This is a genomic window from Mycoplasma sp. 3686h (assembly GCF_056781225.1).
This window is the reverse complement of record NZ_CM165562.1, coordinates 820,053-837,422: the sequence shown is the minus strand read 5'-3', so window position 1 is coordinate 837,422 and position 17,370 is coordinate 820,053. Positions and strand designations below refer to the sequence as shown.

Sequence of the window (17,370 nt, the reverse complement as noted above, 5' to 3'; positions counted from 1 at the left end):
GAGAATCGTATGAAATTAACTGTGGTAGAACTCTTTGCTGGTGTTGGTGGGTTTAGGGTTGGATTTAATAAAATTCAAAAAATTGATAAAAATGGTCGAGCGATTGAAAAAGGTCCGTGAAAGTTTGTATGAGCAAATCAATATGAACCATCAACCAAAACGCAACATGCTTTTGAATGTTATATTAACAGATTTGGAATTGAAAATAATTCAAACGAAGACATTAACAAGGTAAATAAGCACGAAATTCCAGATCATAATTTATTAGTAGGGGGATTTCCTTGTCAAGATTATTCTGTTGCACGATCATTATCAAATGAAAAAGGAATAGAAGGTAAAAAAGGGGTTTTATTTTGGGAAATCAAAGAAATTTTAGTTCAAAAATCCCCCACATTTGTTTTACTTGAAAATGTGGATCGGTTACTTAAATCACCTTCAGTTCAAAGAGGAAGAGATTTTGCGATTATGCTTAAAACATTTGATGATTTAGGTTATGATGTTCAATGACGAGTTGTGAATGCAGGAGATTATTCAATGCCACAAAAACGCAAAAGAGTCTTTATCTTTGCTTATAAAAAAACGACAAAATTTGCTAAAAGCATTAATGAAATTAATTTATTAGAATCAAATATTTTTAATACTGAGTTTCAAATAAATTTAAACGCTAAAATTCAATCTATTGATTTATCTAAATACGTTGATATTTTGGATGTTTCCAATAATTTTCAAGACGGTAAATTTTTAGACACAGGAATAATGAAAAACGGTAAAATCACATCTGCTGATTTTAAATCAATTACCGAGAAAAAATACACTTTAAGTCAAATAATCAATCAAGTCCACAAAGAAAATTTAAATTATCAACCTTACATAGTAAGAGATAACAAATTAGAAAAATGAAAGTATCTCAAAGGTTCAAAAAAAATCCTAAGAACTTCTAAAAGTGGTCATGAATATATTTATAGTGAAGGAGCAATGAGCTTTCCAGAAAAGTTAAACGAACCTGCACGAACTATGTTAACCAGCGAAGGAACTGTTAATAGATCTTCGCACATTATTTATGATGACAAACTTAAAGAATATCGAATATTAACCCCCCAAGAATGTGAATTAATTCAAATGTTCCCACTCAATTGAACCGATACAATGACCGAAAAACGAAGATATTTTATGATGGGAAATGCCCTAGTCACTGGAATTATTACCCGAATCGAAAGCAAATTAAGAAAAATAATTGAAAGCGAATAAATAAATTAAATCACCAACTAAATAAGTCATAAAAAGTTTTTAAAAACCACCTTATAATATAAAAGATGAAAAATAATAAGTCACACTCAAAAAATATTTTACAAGTAGAAGAAAACAAAATTGTGGAATTTAAACGTGCCAAAATTAAACAATCATTGCTTACTTTTGGCCTCTTTTACCGTGTTAAATCACTCAAATGACAGATTATTTTTACTTTAATTATTGCAATTTTGTTTGCGTTCTTTCAATATATAATTGTACAAATTACCGGACTATATGAAATGGGAATAGCAGCTATTTCTCAATCAATTGCTCGGTTAAGTTTTCAATTAATACCTCAAGGTGAAAATAAATTTATCATTTACAATAGTATTTTCTGATTATTAAACTTATTTGCCAATATTCCATTATTTATTCTCTCATGAAAGTTTATTGGCAAGCGCTTTACTTTATTAAACTTTATTTTTATGGGGACAGTGTCTATTGTAGGGTTAATTATTAGTAACTTAATTACTAATAATGATCATTTATATATTTTTGGACAATTAAATGAACACGAACTGATAACCTGAGAAAAGGGAAAATTTTCAGACTTTTCAATTATCTTTTATGCCTTACTATGAGGAGCGATTCAAGCTGTATGTACTGCCATTTTATTAATCATTGATAGCTCGTCAGGGGGATTTGATATTTTAAGTGTGTATTTATCACATAAAAAATTCAAAAACGTGGGTCCTTTATTAATGCTATTACACTTATTTTCGTTTTTATTATCCTACTTTGTGGGAAGCTATATTACTAATGGATTAGAAACTGGAAATTGAAAATTACAAAACTTTTTTAGTTCAGCATTTGTGGCTGGACTGCTCATGGTTTTGTTTAACGGATGGTTTTTAAACATTCTTTTTCCTAAGTTTCAAATGGTTAAAGTTGAAATTATTTCACAAAAACCATGAGTTATTATTAATGCAGTCAATCAACTTAAAGAATACCGTTTTGCTACTAGTGTTAATGAAGTGAAAGGTGGATATACTAAAGAAACTCAAAACATTATTGTGACTACCTGTTTGTTTATTGATGCAGCTAAATTCATTGAAGTAGCTCGTCAAATTGACCAAAACGCCTTTATTAGCATTGCTAATTTGAAAAAAGTGGACGGATATTTATATATCACCAACATTCAATACAAAAGTTTATTCAAAAAACAAAAATAATTCACAGATAATATCTGCTCAAGCGAGCAGATATTTATTTATAATTAATTAATAATGCCAAAACAAACAACCATTCAAAAGGCAATTTTCCTATACCAAAAGCAATTATCAGCTAATGAATTTTTGGTCACTTTTTTAACTCAAAGTGGTCAAATTACTTTGTTTGCATTAGGTTTGAACAAACCATTATCCAAAAACGCGAGCAACTTAATTCAAGGAGCTTTGTGTGAAATTGAATATTTTCAAGCTCGTTATGCTAACAAAATTGGTCGCATGAAAAAAGTGAGCCTAATTGGGTCATATCAATTTAGCAATGAAAAAACTTTTTTATTATTAAAACGAATTAGTACCTGAGCACAAGAAGTGCATTTGCAAAGTGAATTTATTGATTATTATCAAATTGTTAATCAACACCAGCAAGAAACTCATTTTTTCAAAATCCTGAACATCTTTTTACTTGCTTTAATTAAATATCACGCAATTAAATTAACCTTAAATCAGTGTGCAATGTGCTCAAGTGAGCACATTGTTGATTTTGAACTAACTCAAGGTGGGTTTTTATGTTCCGATCATTCATCAAAACAATATTCAGCCCAATTGCTTGAGCAAATTTATTATTTATTTAATCATGTTACTATATATATAAGTGCACCGGAAAATGATCAAGATAAAATTATTTATTATTTAATGACACAATTTTGTTTTGAAAATAAAATTCTTAATTTATAATTTAAAAACAGCTCTTAATTGGATATATGAAAAACCATCAAAAAAATGATAAAAATGTTTTTGTAAAATTTTTTTATATGTATAATTAATAAGCTACAATAGCAAAAAAGTTCTTTGAAAACTAGATATATAACAATACATGACAGTCAATTTTTTCGAGAGTTTGATCCTGACCAGGATGAACGCTGTACTGTGTCTTATAATACATGCATGTCGAGCGGAGTTTATTTATAAACTTAGCGGCGAATGGAGTGAGTAACACGTACTTAACGTGCTCTTTAGATTGGAATAACGCTGAGAAATTAGCGCTAATGCTTAGGATACTTATTATTAACGCATGTTAATAATATCAAAGGAGCGCATGCTTCACTAAAGGATCGGGGTGCGGAACATTAGCTAGTTGGTAAGGTAAAAGCTTACCAAGGCGATGATGTTTAGCGGGGTTGAGAGACTGAACCATGCACTGGGACTGAGATACAGCCGAGACTCCTACGGGAGGCGACAGTAGGGAATTTTCCACAATGAGCGAAAGCTTGATGGAGCGACACAGCGTGCAGGATGGAAGCGCTGGGTTGTAAACTGCTGTTATAAGGGAAGAAAAATAATAGAGGAAATGCTATTATCTTGACGGTACCTTGTCAGAAAGCAACTTGGCTAACTATGCGCCAGCGTACGCGGTAATACATAGGTTGCAAGCGTTATCCAGGATTATTGGGCGTAAAGCGTCTGTAGGTTGTTTATTAAGTCTGGCGTCAAAACTTGAGAACCAACCCCAAATCGCGTTGGATACTGATAGACTAGAGTTATTTAGAGGTTAATGGAATTCCTTGTGAAGCGGTGGGATGCGTAGATATAAGGAAGAACACCAATATAGTGAAGCAATTAACTGGGAATATACTGACACTGAGAGACGAAAGCGTGGGGAGCAAACAGGATTAGATACCCTGGTAGTCCACGCTGTAAACGATGATGATTAGCTGATGGACACCATTAGCGCAATTAACGCATTAAATCATCCGCCTGAGTAGTATGCTCGCAAGAGTGAAACTTAAAGGAATTGACGGGGATCCGCACAAGCGGTGGAGCATGTGGTTTAATTTGAAGATACGCGTAGAACCTTACCCACTCTTGACATCTTTTGCAACGCTATAGAGATATAGTTGAGGTTAACAAAATGACAGATGGTGCATGGTTGTCGTCAGCTCGTGTCGTGAGATGTTCGGTTAAGTCCTGCAACGAGCGCAACCCTTATTCTTAGTTAAATGATCTAAGGAGACTGCTCAGGTAACTGGGAGGAAGGTGGGGATGACGTCAAATCATCACGCCTCTTACGAGTGTAAGCAACACACGTGCTACAATGGATAGTACAAAGAGAAGCAAGATGGCGACATGGAGCAAATCTCAAAAAACTATTCTCAGTTCGGATTGAAGTCTGCAACTCGACTTCATGAAGTCAGGATCGCTAGTAATCATCGATCAGCTACGCTACGGTGAATACGTTCTCGGGTCTTGTACACACCGCCCGTCAAACCACGGGAGCTGGTAATGCCTGAAGTCGGTTTTGTTAACTACGGAGACAACCGCCTACAAGCAGGACTGGTGACTGGGGTTAAGTCGTAACAAGGTATCCCTACGAGAACGTGGGGATGGATCGCCTCCTTTCTACGGAGTACAAAGATAATTCGTTGAAGAATTATTTACCTTAATAAGACTATTTTAAATACCGTTATGTACATTGTCAATAGTCCAATGATATATCTAGTTTTGAGAGAGCTTACTCTCATATGTTCTTTGAAAACTGAATAGTAAAGATATTAATTAATATAACAACGACATCAAAAAACATTTTTTAGTCAATTTGTTTTGTGATACCGAGTTGAGAATTATTAGCAATAATAATTTATTAAAATGTCTTTGAATACATCAACAATAGGAAAATACATAACTTTTAAATAAGTAAGAGTTTGTGGTGGATCTTGTGGGTCTGGAAGTCGATGAAGGACGTGATTACCTGCGAAAGCCTCGTGGAGCTGGATATACGCTACGATACGGGGATGTCCGAATGGGGAAACCTAATTAGAGTAAAGTCTAATTGCTAAGCAATGAATATATAGTTGCTTTTGACGAGAGACGTTGTGAACTGAAACATCTTAGTAGCAACAGGAAAAGAAAATAAATAATGATTCCACTAGTAGCGATGAGCGAAAATGGAAAAGTCCCAAACCAACATATGTTGGGGTTGTAGGACTATCTACATGAAGTTACAAAATTTTGTCATAGCAAAATTAGTTGGGAAACTAAAGCACAGAGGGTGAAACTCCCGTATGCGAAATGACAAAATCTTCTGATAGCATCCTGAGTAGGGCGGAGACGTGAAACCCTGTCTGAATAGCCGGGACCATCCGGTAAGGCTAAATACTAACCAGACACCGATAGCGAACTAGTACCGTGAGGGAAAGGTGAAAAGAACCCCGGGAGGGGAGTGAAAGAGATTCTGAAACCACTTACTTACAATTAGTCAGAGCCCGTTAATGGGTGATGGCGTACATCTTGCAGTATGGACCGGCGAGTTATGTTATCATGCGAGGTTAAGTGGACAAAAGCGGAGCCGTAGAGAAATCGAGTCTGAATAGGGCGCATTAGTATGATGACATATACCCGAAACCAGGTGATCTATTCATGAGCAGACTGAAGCTTGGCTAATCCCAAGTGGAGGGTCGAACCGTAGTACGCTGAAAAGTGCCCGGATGACTTGTGAATAGCGGAGAAATTCCAATCGAACTTGGAGATAGCTGGTTCTCCTCGAAATAGCTTTAGGGCTAGCGTGTGATGTTAAACTTTGGTGGTAGAGCACTGAATATGGAATGGCCGCGCCTAGCGGTACTGACTATAATCAAACTCCGAATACCATTGTGTATTATCATGCAGTCGGAACCGGGGTGCTAACGTCCCGGCTCGCGAGGGTAACAACCCAGATCGTCGGCTAAGGTCCCAAAATTGTGTTAAGTCAGAAAGGTTGTGGGGTTTCATAAACAACTAGGAGGTTGGCTTAGAAGCAGCCATCCTTTAAAGAGTGCGTAATAGCTCACTAGTCAAGAGACCCTGCGCCAATAATGTAACGGGAGTAAACACAATACCGAAGCCACGGGTACATTTATGTACGTTAGAGGAGCGTTCTAAACGCAGTGAAGTCAGAGCGTGAGCACTGGTGGAGCGTTTAGAAGTGAGAATGCCGGTATGAGTAACGATTCGTAGTGAGAATCTACGACGCCTATTGGGAGAGGTTTCCTGGGCAAGGTTCGTCCACCCAGGGTTAGTCAGGACCTAAGGAGAGGCTGAAAAGCGTATCTGATGGACAACAGGTTAATATTCCTGTACTTTCTGCAACAAGTGATGGAGTGACGGAGAAGGATAGCACTACCCATTAATGGATTTGGGGGTAAGCTTTAATTGGTGAACATAGTTAAATGCGTGTTCTATAACCAAAAGGAGTAATGCATAGACTCGTAAAAGAGTTTAATTGTGTGATTTCATGCTTCCTAGAAAAGCTTCTAAGCGTTATAAAGTTGCAGATACCTGTACCGAGAACGGACACACGTTCCCAAGATGAGTATTCTAAGGCGAGCGAGAAAACTAGTGTTAAGGAACTCTGCAAAATAACCCCGTAAGTTCGCGAGAAGGGGTGCCTATTTAATAGGCCACAGTAAATTGTGAGGGGCAACTGTTTATCAAAAACACAGCTCTCTGCTAAACCGCAAGGTGAAGTATAGGGGGTGAAGCCTGCCCAGTGCCCGAAGGTTAAGCGGATGCGTTAGCTTAATGCAAAGCGTTGAAGTGAAGCCCGGGTGAACGGCGGCCGTAACTATAACGGTCCTAAGGTAGCGAAATTCCTTGTCGGCTAAATACTGACCTGCACGAAAGGCGCAATGATCTCTCAACTGTCTCAACACTAGACTCGGTGAAATTATGGTTCCAGTGAAAACGCTGGATACCCGCATCAAGACGAAAAGACCCCATGGAGCTTTACTACAACTTCGTATTGAAACTTGGCCTAACATGTGTAGGATAGGTGGGAGACGGTGAGATTAAAACGCTAGTTTTAATGGAGTCATCCTTGAAATACCACCCTTGGTATGTTGAGTTTCTAACCTGCTACTGTAATCCAGTAGGGGGACAGTGCGTGGTGGAGTAGTTTGACTGAGGCGGTCAGCCTCCTAAAAGGTAACGGAGGCGTTCAAAGGTACACTCAATATGGTCAGAAACCATATGTAGAGCGCAAAGGTAAAAGTGTGCTTGACTGCGAGACCTACAAGTCGAGCAGGTGCGAAAGCAGGACTTAGTGATCCATACTGTACGTCATGGGACAGCGGTCGCTCAACGGATAAAAGTTACCCTGGGGATAACAGAGCATCATCTTGCTCAAGAGATCGCATCGACAGCGAGGTTTGGCGCCTCGATGTCGAGCTCATCGCATCCTGGAGCTGGAGTCGGTTCCAAGGGTTTGTACTGTTCATCAATTAAAGCGGTACGCGAGCTGGGTTCAGAACGTCGTGAGACAGTTCGGTCCCTATCTGATGTGGGCGTTGGAATATTGATGAGAGTCGCTCTTAGTACGAGAGGATAGGAGTGGACGTACCGCTGGTGTTCCAGTTGTTTCTTAAAAGCATAGCTGGGTAGCTAAGTACGGAAAGGATAACCGCTGAAAGCATCTAAGTGGGAAGCCTCCTCAAAGATAAGTATTCCTTGAAATTCCTTATAGACTATGAGGTTGATAGGATGGAAGTGTAAGTGTAGTAATACATTCAGCTGACCATTACTAATAAATTGATCGGTTTAAAAGTTAAGATGAATTCAAAGTCATTTTAATAAGTTATTATTCCCAATTACTATTCAGTTTTGAGAGAGCATACGCGTCATAGGACGCATTTTTTTATGCTTTTTTATCAGCTTTTTAAAAATTTTTAATATTTAAAAAATATTTTATAGATTTATAAAAAAGGATAGAATTTTTTTAAAAACCAAATATTTTTTGCTCAGAATTAAAGCTTATTTATGAAAATTTTATTATTTAATATTTTTGCAAATGGATTAATTTGAAGTTTTTGGTGTCTTTAAAAAAGAATTTTTATACCTTATAATAAGAGCTATGAAGAACAAGAGAAAGAAATTTTTAAGAAATTTTTTGATACTAGCAGGGCCAATAACATTAATCACAGCATCAGCCTCTTGTGAAGCATCAATTAATAACACTAATCCCAATCCAAAAGATCAAAAACCAAATACAGGAGAAAATAACCCCGGTGAAAGTTCGAATCCTGTTAATACAACCGGTGGTTCACAAGGTAGTCCAACAGAACCACAAACCAAACCAAAACAAACAGGTTCAAACACAACAACCCCAGGAGCAATAAAAGATAATTTACCAACTTTATCAGATCCTGGTTCACAAGAAAAAAATCCAACAACCCCAGGTGAATCTACAACCCAGGAAAACAAACCATCTAATGATTCTCAAGTAGTTACAGATAATAACTATGAAGTAGTTAATACAACACCTATTGCGGAACTAAAAAGTTATTTAGAAAGCAACAAACCAAGTTCTCAACCATGACCAATTGAAAAAATCCAACATTATACATCATACGATGATAAAGTAAATCACAAAAAAGGGTTTGGATTTGCTGGTTTTTGAAAGAGAGATAATCCAAATAAAAACAAAATATTATTGATTTCTGAAGAATACTTTAATCAGATACAATTAGAAGCTACAACTTATAATGGAAAATCTACAGATCGTAAATACATTTCAGCAAGTTATGATTTAGATAAGGGAATTTTAACTTTAAATATAAACAAAAAAGACGGTAGTCACGAAACATTAACAATCAACCTAACCCCAAAAGAAGGGACTGCAACTGTTTCGGGTGAAGAACAAGAAAAAGATTCAACCCCTCAAAATACAGAACCTTCAAAACAACCCAAAGATAATGAACAAGCTTCACAAAATCAACAAGCAGGTGGTTCTTCTTCAGGAAGTCAAGGTTCAAGTAATAGTGATGCACAATCTTCTGATGCTCCAATTGCTTCAAGTACTCAAAACGATGCACCTAGCGATACTCCATCAGGAACAACAGATTCAGGAAACGAAAAACAAACTCAAGGTGAATCAAACTCACCAACAAACTCACAACCTGTAGATTCGACCCAAGGAGGAAGTACTCAAAATCAGGGAGTTCAACTCACTGCAGATAACAGATATGAAGTAGCTAACAAAACACCTATTGCAGAACTAAAAACATTTTTAACAAAAAAACAACCAAAATCCTTTCCATTACCAATTTCAAAAATTCAATACTATAAAAGTTTTGATGATAAAAAAAATCACAAAAAAGGGTTTGGATTTGCTGGATATAATCATGTTCCAAAAAACAAAATATTATTCTTAACTGATGATTATTTTAATCATCTGAAATTAGAAGACAATAAATATATTTCAGCAAGTTATGATTTAGATAAGGGAATTTTAACTTTACATATAACCAAAAAAGATAAAACCAAAGAAACATTAACAATCAACCTAGCTCCAACATCAACAGCTTCTAGCGAGGATTCAACCAATCAAATTAAAGATCAAGAAAATTTACAACAAGGAGCTGATCAATCAACACCACAAAATAGTTCAAGTACACCAACTCAAACCACTTCTAAAAATAATGAATCAAGTAAGGATAATTCAGTAGCTTCACAAACTACACCAAAAAGTGATTCAACATCAACTTCTCAAAATAACTCAAACACTTCTGGTTCTGGAACTCAAGCACGTGAATCAGGTGTTGCAGGTGGTAATACAAATGCAATCAGTGTTTCTAGTTCATCATCTTCGAGAGGTTCAGGAGCTCGTGGTGTTTCGAATGTAGAATCACAACCTGTAAGTCAACCTTCTGAACAAACAGGAAGTCAAGGTTCAAGTAATAGTGGTGCACAATCAGGTGCACAATCAGGTGCACAATCAGGTGCACAATCTTCTAATAAACCGAAAGAAAATTCTCAAACTGGTGTTTCAAGTTCACAAAATAATGCACCTAGTTCAGGTAGTGGTACCTCACCTGAAAAAATAGATTCAGGAAGCGGAAAGCAAGCTCAACCTTTATCACATTCAGATTCATCTCAACCAAATGCATCTGGGAATACTGCAGATTCACAACCTTCAAATCAACTTTCTAATCAAGCAGGTATTTCTTCAGTAGGTCAAGATTCAAAAAACAGTGGTTCACAATCTTCTAGTGTTACAGGTGGGACTGGACAATCAGCTTCTTCAGGAACACAAAATGATACTCTTGTTTTATCTAGTTCGGGGAGTGGAACCCCTACAGGATCAACAGATTCATTAAATGAAAAACAAGTTCAAGGAAATCAAACACATGATTCAGCTAGTGCAGGTGACAATACAAACCTAGACAGTACATCTAAAGAATCACCTTCAAGGGACTTAGGTGCTCAAGGGACTTAGGTGCTCAAGGGACTACCAATGAAGTTTCACAACCTGTAAGTCAATCTTCTGGTCAACCAGGTGTTTCAGGTTCGCAAAAAAATACCCCAGTTGCAGATAGTGGTACTCCAACTGCACCAGCAAGTGGTTCAACATCATCGCCTCAAAATGGTTCGGGTGCTCAATCACAACCAATTGTTTCAAACACTCCAGGTTCACAAGGGGATGCTCCGACAGAAACCAATGAAACTCATAGTTCATCGGTAGATTCAAATGGTTCAGGAACAGTAAGTCAACCATCTCAAGGAGCAGGTCAAACCGTTGGTGCTTCTCAAAGTAATCCTGCAAGTTCTTCATCTGGTTCACAAACAAATCCAACCAGTCCTAATCCAACCGTAAGTAGTGGAGATTCGCAAAATCATTCAGCAAATGTTAGTGGTGGAAAAATTCAAGATAACGGAGTTCAACTCACTGCAGATAACAGATATGAAGTAGCTAACAAAACACCTATTGCAGAACTAAAAACATTTTTAACAAAAAAACAACCAAAATCCTTTCCATTACCAATTTCAAAAATTCAATACTATAAAAGTTTTGATGATAAAAAAAATCACAAAAAAGGGTTTGGATTTGCTGGATATAATCACGTTGAAAAAAACAAAATATTATTCTTAACTGATGATTATTTTAATCATCTGAAATTAGAAGATAATAAATATATTTCAGCAAGTTATGATTTAGATAGCGGAATTTTAACTTTAAATATAACCAAAAAAGACGGTACAAAAGAAACATTAACTATTAATTTAACTCCCAAAAGTAGTTAATTAAAATTAAATTAAGCAAAAAAGTAGAAATCTTAATAAAGAAGGTTTCTACTTTTTTCTTGTCTTTAATTGTGGAGATAAATGCAAGATATTGATATTAAAAACTTTTTTATTTGCTATAATTAAAAAGTATTTTTAGAAAGGCAAAAATCTATATGAAAAATCTATTTTTTATCCTTTCTAGATTGGTTTATAAAGGAAAAAACAACTGGAAAGAATTCTGAAGTTCCAAAGATATAATCAGAAAAATCATTTATACTTTTGTGCTTTTATCAGTCTTTGTGATTGGGACAACAATTACTGCACCTTTTATTAAAATATCAACAGCTTCAGACTTAACTCGATCGAATAATTCATTTATTGATACACTTAATTTAGTGGGTGGTGGTGGACTAAGACAATTTTCGCTTTTTGCGTTAGGAATTAGTCCTTTTATTAACGCTTCATTAATCATGATGATTTTACAAACTCCAATTTGTCCTCCGATTTATAAACTTTCACAATCTGGACCTCATGGAAGAAAGAAAATCAATATTATCACTCGGATTGCAACAATATTTATAGCATATCCCCAAGCAGTCTTTTTAATGAAATCACTATCAGCCGGACAAAGAGCATTTATTACTGTGATTAAAACTAGTGCTTTTGCACCTGGAGCTATTGAATGATTTATTGTCCCGATGATTTTAACTGCAGCCTCATTATTTGCTCTTTTTATTTCTGAGCAAATAACTAATAAAGGAATTGGGAATGGAACTAGTTTAATTATTTTCACTGGAATTGCCGGAAGATTACCACAACAATTTCAATCAGCATTTAATTATTTTGTTGGGGACATTAGTAATTCAAACGGAACTTTGGTTGGAATTATTAGCTTTTTAACCTACTTAGTAATTTATTTTTTATGTGTTTCAATTTTAGCTATTGTATATAATGCTGAACGTTGAATTCCAATTCAGCAAATTGGTGCTGGACGGAGCAAATCACTTAAAGAAATGGGGAAATTACCAATCAAACTTAATCCGGGTGGAATTATGCCAATTATTTTTGCAATGTTGGTATTGTCATTCCCTTCAATGATTGCTAATTTACTTTCAGATATTAGTGCTTCAAAACAATTTATTAACCAAGAATTACAATTTACCCGTCCATTAGGACTTTCATTATTAATCGTAATTACCTTTGTCTTTTCAATTGTTTTAGGATTGCAACAATCTCGTGCTGACAAAATTGCTGAAGATTTTGCAAAGAATTCTACCTTTATTCCTGGGGTGCGTCCAGGTGAAGAAACTCAAGATTACTTAATCGGAGTGGTATTTAGATTAAGTTTAGTTTCAGCATTTTATCTTATCATTATTGCATCGATGCAATTTGTTGAAATTTTACTTGGACTTCCACCTTCAATTTCTTTTGGTGGAACCGGATTAATGATTTTAGTATCAGTAGCTTTAGAAACTGTTCTTCAATTAAGTGCACGACTAAAATCGGCTAGATTATCAAAATTAAGACGTCAATCAAGACAATATCTATCTAGCGAACAAAAAGATAACGTAGATAATAGAGGACTATTATGATAAAAAAAAACTTAGTGTTTATGGGTCAACCCGGAGTTGGTAAGGGCACAGTGGCCCATTTTTTAACTAAAATGAGCGATATTATTCATATCTCAACTGGTAACATTTTTCGTGAGGAAATTGAAAATAAAACCACTTTAGGACTTGAAGTAGAAAAAATTGTCACTACTGGAGGATATGTACCTGATTCAATTACTAATTCAATTGTAGAAAAAGTAATTAAAAAATATCAAGCACAAAATCAAAAATTTATTTTGGACGGATACCCACGAACCATTGAACAAGCTAAATTTTTAAATTCAATTGAAAACCTTGATTTTATAGCAATTGAACTATATACAGATGAGCACATTATTTTAGAACGTTTAAGCGGAAGAAGAACTTGTCCAAAATGTAAAAAAGGATATCATATTAAATTTCATCCACCTAAAATTGAAGGAATTTGTGATGTGGACGGGACACAATTAAGCATGCGTAAGGACGACCAACCTGAAGCAGTGAAAGATCGTTTAGAAATTTACAATCAAAAAACCAAACCATTAATTGATTATTATGATTCACAAAATATGCTTTACAAAATAGATTCAAGCGAAAGTCCAGATTTAATTGCTAAAAAAATCCTTGAAAAAATACAATAAACTGATAAAATTAAACTTACTTTAGATTAAGTATATTTTCACATGAAAAATAAATTAATAAAAACCCCACAAGAAATAGCAAAAATAACCAAAAGTTGCTCAATCTTGGCAGAAGTTAAACAAATAATTTATGACTTTGTAAGACCAGGAATTTCATTAAAAGAGATTGATCAATTGGCTTTTAATGAAATAGTTAAGCGGAATGCACAACCTGCCTTTCTCGGTTTATATGGCTTTCCAGCGACAGCTTGCATATCTGTCAACGAACAATTGATTCACGGTATTCCGAGCGATTATATCCTAAGAGATGGGGATTTACTTAGTGTAGATCTTGGATGTAAATGACAAGGATACCATTCAGATAGTGCTTTTACAATGGGTGTTGGAAATATTTCTTTAGCAGATCAAAAACTAATTGATGTAGCTAAAGAAGCTTTTAGTGCTGGTTTAAAAGCAATTAAAAAAGGAGCTCGAATCGGCGATATATCGCATGCTATTGGTTCGTATATCAAACAAGCTGGTTATTACACTCCGAATGAATTTTGTGGACATGGAATCGGTCTATCTTTACACGAAGAACCTAATGTTCCTAATGATGGAACCAAAGGAACTGGAATGTTGCTCAAAGATGGAATGGTAATATGCATTGAACCTATGATTACCCAAACTCCACATATTAGAACGTTAAGTGATGGTTGAACTATTGTGTCAAAAGATAAAAGCAACACATCACACTATGAACACACTGTTTTAATTAAAAATGGTAAGGGAATAGTCTTAACGAAAGGAATTTAATTTGTCAAAAGATGCTATCAAAATGAAAGCCGTAGTCAAGGAAGCTTACTCAACTGATTTATACTCAGTAGAACTTGAAAACGGAATTGTAATTAAAGCTCATATTTCAGGAAAAATGAGAGTAAATCACATTCGTATTTTACCTGGAGATACTGTTGATGTAGAAATGAGTCCTTACGATTTAACTCAAGGACGGATTACCTATCGTCACAAATAAAGGAGAAACGCATGAAAGTTAGAGCAAGTGTTAAAACAATGTGCAAAGATTGCAAAATTATTAAGCGTAGAGGAATTATTCGTGTTATTTGTTTAAACCCAAAACATAAACAAAGACAAGGATAATCAGAAAGGAATAAGTAAATGGCTAGAATTTTAAACGTTGAAATTCCAAATGACAAACGTGTTGTTGTTTCTTTAACCTATATTTATGGAATTGGAAGAACAATTGCTAAACAAATTTGTCACAAAGCTAATGTTAGCGAAGATGCTCGGGTAAAAAATCTTTCAGAAGATGAACTTTCACGTATTCGTGAAGCTGCTAAAGGATATACCACTGAAGGTGATCTCAGAAGAGAAGTGAACCTTAATATTAAACGTTTAATGGAAATTAAATGTTACCGTGGAATTAGACATAGAAAAGGTCTTCCAGTTCGTGGACAATCAACTCAAAAAAATGCTCGTACACGTAAAGGTCCTAGAAAAACTGTTGCTGGAAAGAAAGGTAAATAGATAATGGCTCGTAAATCGAAGAAAAAAGTTGTTACTACTGGAATTGCACACATTCATTCAACTAACAACAACACTATCGTTACCTTTACTGATGAACAAGGTAATGTTATTGCTTGAAGTAGTGCTGGAGCAATTGGATATAAAGGAACCAAGAAAAAAACTCCTTATGCAGCTGGACTAGCTGCAGCAGCAGCTTCTGAAGCGGCTAAATCACACGGATTTAAATCAGTTAAAGTAGAACTTAAAGGACTTGGAGCAGGAAAAGATGCTGCAAGAAAACAAATTGAAGTTTCTGGAATTACCGTTACAGAAATTAAAGATGTTACTCCTACACCACACAATGGAACCAGACCACCAAAACGTGTTCTTAAACGTGAACGTGCGAAAAAATAGTTTTACAAGAGGTTAATTATGGAAAAAATGACAAAACTAGATTACCTACAAAAAACTGAAAACAATAATAATGATTTCAATTTAACTATGCAACTCAAACCACTTGAACGTGGTTTTGGGAACACCCTTGGTGTTGCTTTAAGAAGAGTGCTACTTTCAAATATCACATCACTTGCACCTTTTGCTGTGAAAATTGAAGGTGTTGAACACGAATTTCAAACTATTAAAGATGTGGTTGAAGATGTTCCAAGTATTTTAATGAACATAAGAAAAGTTCGTTTTAGTTATCAACCTGAACTTTTAGGAATGGATGAAATTGTTAAAGCTGAATTAGTGGTTAATTCAATCGGGAAAATTAAAGCACGTTCCTTACAAGTGATTTCACATCCTAAAATTGAAGTAGTGGACCAAAATGTAGAAATTGCTACTATTCAATCAGAAAAAGCACTTAAATTGGAAGTATTCTTACGTCAAGGAAGAGGATTTATTTCGTTTGAAGAAAACAAAATCCTCATTGCTAAATTAGAAGATAAAATCCAATCAAATCTCAAAAAAGGAAAATTAATTGCTGTAGATTCAAATTTTTCACCAGTTGAAAATGTTCATTACAGTGTCAAAGAACTTAATTCGGCTTCACCACAAATTGAAGAAGAATTAGAACTAAACCTTAGAACTGATGGAACAATCCTTCCAAAACAAGCACTTAAACAAGCTTCAGAAATTTTAATCGGTCACTTTGCACGGATTGGTGAAGTTGAAACCATGAAAGTGGATATTTTCAAAGAAGAAATTATCGAAAAAGGAACTGAGTCACCAGAAATTGAAATTAACCAAGTTAATTTATCAGTTCGTTCATTAAATGCTCTGAGAAGAATTAAAAAGACTAAACTTAGTGAAATTGCTAAAATGACCTATGAAGAGCTTGAACAAGTTAAAAACCTTGGATCTAAATCATTAAATGAAATCATCGAAAAATTGCACGAATACGGTTTTAAATTAAAAGAGGGGGATGAGTAAGATGGCAAATCCAACACAAATTTATTCACGTGATACCAAATGAAGAAATGGTGTGGTGCGTTCACTTGTTAGTGAACTTATAATCCATGGGAGATTAACAACTACTTTAACTAGAGCAAAAGAATTAAGAAGACACGCCGAAAGAATGATTACCAAAGCAAAAAATCCAACTTTAGCAAATCGCAGAGCAGTTGCTGCTTATGTCCGTGACATTAAAAATAAAAACAATCAAAATGCACTTAAAGTTTTATTTGATGAAGTTGCACCAAAATATACCGAGCGTAATGGTGGGTACACACGTATTATCAAATTACCAAAACGTCTTGGTGATGCCACTCGTATGGCAATTATTGAACTTGTTTAATTAAGCTTTCCTTCCTTTAATTACAATTAGCATTATAAACGTAGCTTTAGCTACGTTTTTTATTGGTTTTTAGGAAAAAATAACATGAGGCTATTTTTGCATATATAATAAGATTATGTCTGAACAATCCGAGAAAAAAGAAACAGAAATAGAAGAAATTAAAACACTTGGGGTAATGGGCGAGGCAATTTGAATTAGAGACTATGAAACCATATCTAAAAAAAGTAAACATGAAAAATTTAGTATTTTTTCATGACCTTTTATAATGTTTATCAGCATTTTATTATCGTTCTTTTATTTATTACCTTCCACCAATTCTCTTGTTGATATACAATTAATAAAAATCTCTCAAG

Annotated in this window: 14 protein-coding genes and 2 rRNA genes; 15 read left to right on the top strand and 1 reads right to left on the bottom strand. The window is 35.0% G+C overall.

Annotated features, from left to right (window positions below):
• Positions 1-9 precede the first annotated feature (9 nt).
• The 6 genes from dcm to AC1RP9_RS03350 all read left to right on the top strand — a co-directional run bounded on the left by dcm (position 10) and on the right by AC1RP9_RS03350 (position 10,701).
• Positions 10-1,248, top strand: coding sequence for a DNA (cytosine-5-)-methyltransferase (dcm, locus tag AC1RP9_RS03375; RefSeq protein WP_481822166.1), 1,239 nt, complete (start codon positions 10-12; stop codon positions 1,246-1,248).
• Positions 1,249-1,313: 65 nt separating this feature from the next.
• A complete protein-coding gene (locus AC1RP9_RS03370; protein WP_481822164.1) occupies positions 1,314-2,462 on the top strand; it encodes a YitT family protein in 1,149 nt (382 codons plus the stop codon).
• 54 nt (positions 2,463-2,516) lie between these two features.
• A complete protein-coding gene (gene recO, locus AC1RP9_RS03365; protein ID WP_481822162.1) occupies positions 2,517-3,191 on the top strand; it encodes a DNA repair protein RecO in 675 nt (224 codons plus the stop codon).
• A gap of 151 nt (positions 3,192-3,342) precedes the next feature.
• Positions 3,343-4,853: ribosomal RNA gene (locus AC1RP9_RS03360) — 16S ribosomal RNA — on the top strand.
• A gap of 284 nt (positions 4,854-5,137) precedes the next feature.
• Positions 5,138-8,032, top strand: a 23S ribosomal RNA gene (locus AC1RP9_RS03355).
• The 16S and 23S rRNA genes sit together here, the layout of an rRNA operon.
• A 305-nt stretch (positions 8,033-8,337) precedes the next feature.
• On the top strand, positions 8,338-10,701 hold the full coding sequence (locus tag AC1RP9_RS03350; RefSeq protein ID WP_481822160.1) for a hypothetical protein: 2,364 nt from the start codon (positions 8,338-8,340) through the stop codon (positions 10,699-10,701).
• Between the two features lie 12 nt (positions 10,702-10,713).
• On the opposite strand, the gene AC1RP9_RS03345 is transcribed toward AC1RP9_RS03350, so the two are convergent.
• Positions 10,714-11,058, bottom strand: coding sequence for a hypothetical protein (locus AC1RP9_RS03345; RefSeq protein ID WP_481822158.1), 345 nt, complete (start codon positions 11,056-11,058; stop codon positions 10,714-10,716).
• Positions 11,059-11,662: 604 nt separating this feature from the next.
• Between AC1RP9_RS03345 and secY the strand changes: the two genes are divergently transcribed.
• The 9 genes from secY to rplQ are packed head-to-tail and all read left to right on the top strand — an operon-like array spanning position 11,663 to position 17,017.
• Positions 11,663-13,084 carry a preprotein translocase subunit SecY gene (gene secY / locus AC1RP9_RS03340; protein WP_481822156.1) on the top strand — a complete coding sequence of 474 codons (1,422 nt, stop codon included), beginning with the start codon at positions 11,663-11,665 and terminating at the stop codon, positions 13,082-13,084.
• Positions 13,078-13,719, top strand: a complete 642-nt coding sequence (locus tag AC1RP9_RS03335; RefSeq protein WP_481822154.1) for an adenylate kinase family protein — start codon at positions 13,078-13,080, stop codon at positions 13,717-13,719. Before secY ends, AC1RP9_RS03335 begins: the two co-directional genes overlap by 7 nt.
• Before the next feature lie 42 nt (positions 13,720-13,761).
• A complete protein-coding gene (map, locus tag AC1RP9_RS03330) occupies positions 13,762-14,514 on the top strand; it encodes a type I methionyl aminopeptidase (RefSeq protein ID WP_481822152.1) in 753 nt (250 codons plus the stop codon).
• Positions 14,515-14,536: 22 nt separating this feature from the next.
• Positions 14,537-14,731 carry a translation initiation factor IF-1 gene (gene infA, locus AC1RP9_RS03325; RefSeq protein ID WP_373457106.1) on the top strand — a complete coding sequence of 65 codons (195 nt, stop codon included), beginning with the start codon at positions 14,537-14,539 and terminating at the stop codon, positions 14,729-14,731.
• Between the two features lie 11 nt (positions 14,732-14,742).
• Positions 14,743-14,856 (top strand): 50S ribosomal protein L36, encoded by a 114-nt coding sequence (rpmJ, locus tag AC1RP9_RS03320; RefSeq protein WP_257043453.1) that lies wholly within the window; start codon positions 14,743-14,745, stop codon positions 14,854-14,856.
• 18 nt (positions 14,857-14,874) lie between these two features.
• Complete coding sequence (gene rpsM, locus AC1RP9_RS03315) at positions 14,875-15,243, top strand: 30S ribosomal protein S13 (protein ID WP_481822150.1); 369 nt, start codon at positions 14,875-14,877, stop codon at positions 15,241-15,243.
• A gap of 3 nt (positions 15,244-15,246) precedes the next feature.
• Positions 15,247-15,636: a 30S ribosomal protein S11 gene (gene rpsK, locus AC1RP9_RS03310; RefSeq protein ID WP_257043451.1), complete on the top strand. Its 390-nt coding sequence runs from the start codon at positions 15,247-15,249 to the stop codon at positions 15,634-15,636.
• 27 nt (positions 15,637-15,663) lie between these two features.
• Positions 15,664-16,653: a DNA-directed RNA polymerase subunit alpha gene (locus AC1RP9_RS03305; RefSeq protein WP_481822148.1), complete on the top strand. Its 990-nt coding sequence runs from the start codon at positions 15,664-15,666 to the stop codon at positions 16,651-16,653.
• 1 nt (position 16,654) lies between these two features.
• Positions 16,655-17,017, top strand: coding sequence for a 50S ribosomal protein L17 (rplQ, locus tag AC1RP9_RS03300; protein WP_481822146.1), 363 nt, complete (start codon positions 16,655-16,657; stop codon positions 17,015-17,017).
• The last annotated feature ends 353 nt before the right edge of the window (positions 17,018-17,370 follow it).